7 protein-coding genes are annotated in these 5,270 nt (G+C 69.9%); all 7 read right to left on the reverse strand.

Going from position 1 to position 5,270, the window contains the following annotated elements; genetic code table 11:
- Nucleotides 1-500 (reverse strand): Sec-independent protein translocase protein TatB (gene tatB / locus OZ671_RS31810; protein ID WP_268864413.1); only part of this gene is annotated, 500 nt, incomplete at its 3' end.
- 105 nt (nucleotides 501-605) lie between these two features.
- On the reverse strand, nucleotides 606-857 hold the full coding sequence (locus OZ671_RS31815; RefSeq protein ID WP_268864414.1) for a twin-arginine translocase TatA/TatE family subunit: 252 nt from the start codon (nucleotides 855-857) through the stop codon (nucleotides 606-608).
- 92 nt (nucleotides 858-949) lie between these two features.
- Nucleotides 950-2,071 carry an ABC transporter ATP-binding protein gene (locus OZ671_RS31820; RefSeq protein ID WP_268864415.1) on the reverse strand — a complete coding sequence of 374 codons (1,122 nt, stop codon included), beginning with the start codon at nucleotides 2,069-2,071 and terminating at the stop codon, nucleotides 950-952.
- Nucleotides 2,068-2,778, reverse strand: a complete 711-nt coding sequence (gene scpB / locus OZ671_RS31825) for an SMC-Scp complex subunit ScpB (RefSeq protein ID WP_328286418.1) — start codon at nucleotides 2,776-2,778, stop codon at nucleotides 2,068-2,070. The genes OZ671_RS31820 and scpB overlap by 4 nt, the downstream gene beginning before the upstream one ends.
- 200 nt (nucleotides 2,779-2,978) lie before the next feature.
- Entirely contained in the window at nucleotides 2,979-3,791 is an 813-nt protein-coding gene (locus OZ671_RS31830; protein ID WP_038311954.1) for a segregation and condensation protein A, read from the reverse strand.
- A 94-nt stretch (nucleotides 3,792-3,885) separates the two neighbouring features.
- The gene (gene nagZ / locus OZ671_RS31835) at nucleotides 3,886-4,950 is read right to left on the reverse strand and encodes a beta-N-acetylhexosaminidase (RefSeq protein WP_268864416.1); all 1,065 of its coding nucleotides are present in this window, start codon (nucleotides 4,948-4,950) and stop codon (nucleotides 3,886-3,888) included.
- Nucleotides 4,951-4,961: 11 nt separating this feature from the next.
- Nucleotides 4,962-5,270, reverse strand: a 309-nt coding sequence (locus tag OZ671_RS31840; protein WP_268864417.1) for an SPOR domain-containing protein, incomplete at its 5' end; no start/stop codon positions are given.

The following is a 5,270-nucleotide window of genomic DNA, read 5'->3' on the forward strand; positions in this document are numbered from 1 at the left end:
TCTGCCGAGGGGGCCACCGGCGATGCCGCGGTCTCCGCCGGCGGCGCGCTGAATGCCTTCTGGATGGCCTCGGGGTCGGCCGTATAGGTCGGCGGCGCCGGCACGGCCGCCGCCACGGGATCGGCCGGAGCCGCAGGCGGCGTCGCCGACGACATGTTGGGCGGCGCCGGCGGGCCGATCGTGTCGCCGGTCGGCTGGGTCACCGCCTTGACGTCGTCCACCGCCGACTTGATCTGCTCGCGGGCATAATCGATCGGATTGAACGACGAGGTGGTGCCCTGCATGCTCTCGGTGACGCTGTTGATCGACGATTTGACCTTGTCGACCTCGGCTTCCTGCAGCGCCTGGTTGAACTGGTACTGGAAGTCCGATGCCATGCGGCGCAGCTTGCCCAGCGCCTGGCCGACGCCGCGCAGGACGCCGGGCAGCTCCTTCGGGCCGATCACGATCAGCGCGACCACGCCGACCAGTGCAATCTCGCCCCAGCTCAAATCGAACATGACATCACACCGTCCCGGTGGCGGGCCCGGTCCCTCACCCGTTCATGCCGGCCCTGCGACAGGCCGGGCGTGGCTCACCCTGCCCGCAGGCAGCTTGCCGGTAGCTTAGCTTGCCTTGGGCGTCTGGGCGGGGGTCGACTGGTGCTGCGCGGCCTCGGCCGGCGCATGGTCGATCGTGCGGGCCTCGGCGGGCGGCGCGGGCGGCGTTTCCGGCTTATCGTCCTCGGCAAGCCCCTTCTTGAAGGCCTTGATGCCCTTGGCGGCATCGCCCATGAACTCGGAAATCTTGCCACGGCCAAACAGCAGCAGCACCACGATCGCCACAAGGATCCAGTGCCAGGCGCTAAAGCTACCCATAACTCGTCACTCCTCAGGTCTGCCGCCGGCCCTCGACGGGCCCAGGGCGGCTTTGTCCGGTTGCGGCACAGGCGTGCCGTGTTGGGGGCAAACTAGGCTTCGGGTACGGCAAAAACAAGGACCTCGGATGCCGCAACGTCCACGCCGATGTCATGGCCTGTGGTCAACGTTTCCGCCGAGCGGACCCGCGCCTTGAGCGGTGCCTCCAGCCCCTGCACGGCAATTTCCAGGAATTCCACCTCGCCGAGGAAGCGTTTGGCCAAAAGCCGGCCCGGAACGCACATCTGGGCCGGCCGCGGAATGATGGCCTGCGGCCGGATGGCGGCGATGGCGCGGGAGCCCTCGGCCAGGCCGGGGGCGGCAAAATACCCCACCGGCGTCGCCAGCTTGCCGGACCGGACGATGCCCGGCACCTCGTTCACGTCGGAGAAGAATCGTGCCGCCTGCAGGTCCACCGGGCGGCGGTAGAGATCGGCGGCCGTGCCCACCTGGACGATGCGGCCGCCGCGCATCAGCACGATGCGGTCGGCCATGCGCATCGCCTCTTCGGGATCATGGGTGACGACGATGCAGGTGGCGCGCGTCTCCCGCATGACGGCGAGAGTCTCCTCGCGGATCGTGTCGCGCAGCCGGCTGTCGAGACCCGAGAAAGGCTCGTCCATGAGGAGGACCCCGGGCCGCGGCGCGATGGCGCGGGCGAGCGCCACCCGCTGCTGCTCGCCGCCCGACAGCGCATGGGGATAGTCGAGCGCATGGGCGGCGAGGCCGACCCGCTCGAGCGCCAGGCGCGCCACCGCCTCCGCCTCGCCGCGCGGCAGCGCACGCAGGCCGAACATGACGTTGGCGAGATTGGTCAGGTGCGGAAACAGCGCGAAATCCTGGAACACCAGGCCGACGCCGCGCTGTTCCGGCGGCACGAAGACGCGCGGCCCGGCCATTTCACGACCGTCCATCAGCACCCGGCCGGCGATCGGCCGCTCGATGCCGGAGGCAAGCCGGAGCAAGGTGGTCTTGCCGCAGCCGGACGGGCCGAGCAGGCAGACGATCTCGCCGGGCAGGATGTCGAGCGACACCCGGTCGAGCGCCCGTACCTTGCCATAGGCGTGCGACAGGCCGTCGAAACCGAGCGCGACCGCGATGGCCGGCCCCGCCGTGCCGCGGCGGCCCCAGGGCTCGTCCGCCGCACCGGCCGCCTCGACGCCCGCAGGCGTCATCGCACGTCCTCGTCGTCGCTCACCTCGGGCGCCAGCGCGAGATCGAGCCCGCCGTCATCGTCCGGCTCCTCGTCCTCGCGCAGGGTCTGGTCGTCGCTCGGCATCGGGATCTGGAAGCCCGGCGGGATGCGCCCGTCCAGCAGGCCCGCCGCCTTGAGGTCGTCAAGACCCGGCAAGTCACCGATCGCATCGAGCCCGAAATGTTCGAGAAAGGCCGGCGTGGTGCCGAAGGTCACCGGCCGGCCCGGTGACTTGCGCCGGCCGCGGATCCGCAGCCAGCCGGTCTCCAGGAGCAGATCGAGCGTGCCCTTGGAAATGGTGACGCCGCGGATCTCCTCGATCTCGGCACGCGTCACCGGCTGATGATAGGCGACGATGGCGAGCGTCTCGAGCGCAGCGCGCGACAGCTTGCGCTCCTCGGCGGTCTCCTTGTGGAGCAGGAAGCTCAGGTCCTCTGCCGTCCGGAAGGTCCATTTCCCGGCAACCCGCACCAGATTGACGCCGCGCGGGGCGTAGAACGCCTGCAACGTGACCAGCAGAGCCGGGATGTCCGCCCCTTTCGGCAGCCGCTCCGCGAGCGTCGCCTCGTCGAGCGGCCCCGCCGCGGCGAACAGCAGGGCCTCGACGATGCGCAATTGCTCGACCGGTCCCTCGACAATGCCCACCGGCTCGCCCGGGGCCGCCTCACCGTCACTGCTGTCTGTCACCGGATCCCTGTCCATCAGCTCGGCTTTTACCACGTCGCGGGCGCGTGTCGCGAATTCGAAGTTCGCGTTCTCCCCACATCCGGCGCGCCCTGCCCCATCGAGGTCAAAACGCCTGTGAAAATCAAGGTGTTACGAACGTGCCTTGAATCGGAAAATCACTGCGGCCGCCGATCCGCGCCGGGCGGAGACCGGTTGCCGGCCTAGCGGGCGCCCGGCTCCTCGCGCCGCTTGCGCATGTAGAGCGTGCCGAGCGGCCGCTCCTGATGAACCTCCAGGACGCCTTCGCGCACCAGTTCCAGCGACGAGGCGAAGGTCGAGGCCAGGACGGTCGCCCGACGCTCGGGCTCGACCAGATAGTCCATCAGGAAGCTGTCGAGCGGCGCCCAGTCCAGCGCCGCGCCGACCACCCGCTCGAGCAGTTCGCGCGCCTCGGCGAGCGACCAGACCTGGCGCTTGTGCATGTGCACATGCGACAGCGCGCTCTTCTGGCGCTGCTGCGAATAGGCCTTCAAGAGGTCGTAGAGCGTGACGTCCCAGCGATTGAGCGCGATGGCGACCACCGGCTCCGGGGCGCCGCGACCGAACACGTCACGGCCGAGCCGGTGGCGCGTCATCAGCTTGGCCGCCGCCTCGCGCATGGCCTGCAGGCGGTGCAGCCGGAAGGCGAGCACCTCGGCGAGTTCGGTCGCCGTGGGCTCGTCACCCTTGCCGGGTTCCGGCAGCAGCAGGCGCGATTTCAGGTAGGCGAGCCAGGCCGCCATGACCAGATAGTCGGCGGCAAGCTCGAGGCGCATCTTGCGCGCCTCCTCGATGAAATCGAGGTATTGGGTCGCCAGCGCCAGGATCGAGATCTTCGACAGGTCCACCTTCTGCGTGCGCGCCAGCGCCAGCAGCATGTCGAGCGGTCCCTCGAACCCCTCGACGTCGACGACAAAAGCCGGTTCCGAGGCGGCCCGCTCGGGGGCTTCCTCGAAAGGCAGGGTATCGGCGGCATCCTGGGGCGACTTGGCCATGGCAGATCCTGGCCGCGCGTCAGGCGCGGCCCTCGCGCGCGATCATAGACTGAAATGGCGCCGATGAGGCAAATCGGCGGCCTCCTGCGGCGTTTCAGACGCTGAGCGCATGGCTCGGCGCGAAAGCCGCCTGGGCCTTGAGATCGGCCCGTTCCAGCACGTCGAAGAAGCGCGCGCGCGCCTCCTCGACGTCGAGCGGCTCCGCCTCGTGGCGGATGCGGGCGAGTGCCGCCTCGGCGCGCCGGGCCGCCTTGCCGGCAAGGCGCGGCGTCTGTTCCGCGACCGCGCGCATTTCCGGGATCCTGCCGTTGCAATGCAGGGCGATGTCGCAGCCGGCGCGGAAGCTCGCCCGGGTGCGCTCGCCGAGCGTGCCGGCCAGCGCGTTCATCGAGAGATCGTCGGTGATGACAAGGCCGTCATAGCCGATCGTGCCACGGACGACCTGGCGCATCACCTTGGCCGAAGTGGTCGCGGGCCGTCTGGCATCGACCGCCGTGTAGACGACATGCGCGGTCATGGCGAGCGGCATGTCGGTCAATGTGCGAAAGGGGGCGAAATCGGTCGCTTCGAGCGCGGCGAGCGGCGCCTCCACCACCGGCAGCGTGTCGTGGCTGTCGGCAAAGGCCCGGCCATGGCCGGGCATGTGCTTGATCACCGGCAGCACGCCGCCGGCAAGCAGCCCTTCCGCCGCCGCCCGGCCGAAGGCGGCGACCCGGCCGGGCTCGTCGCCATAGGCCCGGTCGCCGATAATGGCGTGGGAACCTGCCACCGGCACGTCCAGCACTGGCAGGCAGTCGACGGTGATGCCGACGGATTTGAGGTCATGGGCGATCAGCCGCGCGCCGAGCCGGGCCATTTCCCGCCCGACCATCGGATCATTGGCGGCAATGCGCGAATAGGCCCTGCCCGGCGGATATTTGGGCCAGTGCGGCGGACCGAGCCGCTGCACCCGCCCGCCTTCCTGGTCTATCAGGACGGGGGCGTCCGCCCGTCCGCCAATGGCCCGGAAGCTGTCGACAAGCCGCCGGACCTGGTCGGGATTGTCGCAGTTGCGCCTGAAGACGATGAGCCCCCAGGGATCGAGGTCGCGATAGAACGCGACCTCGTCGGGCGTGAGCGCCGTGCCGGCACAGCCGACGATCAGGGCATGGACGGCCATTCTCGAACGCTTCAGTTGAGGACGCAGGAACCGCCCGAGGCCTTCAGCCGTTCGCAGAAGCTCTGCGCGTCGCTGCGCGAGAACGGACCGACGCGCAGCCGGTACCAGGTGCCGCGGCCGGGCAGCTCGGCCTGCCGGATGTTCGGCGTCTGGCCCTGCAGCGCCGGGAAGCGGCGCTGGGCGCTGGTGAAGGCATTGCGGGCTTCCGCCTCGCTCTGGTGCGACGAGATCTGCACGAAGGAACTGCCACCGGCCGCCGGCGCGGGCGCCGTGGCGGCCGGACGCACCGATGCCGTGCGCTGCGGCGCAAGGTCGATCGG

Source organism: Phreatobacter sp. AB_2022a (assembly GCF_026847585.1).
Lineage (GTDB): Bacteria > Pseudomonadota > Alphaproteobacteria > Rhizobiales > Phreatobacteraceae > Phreatobacter.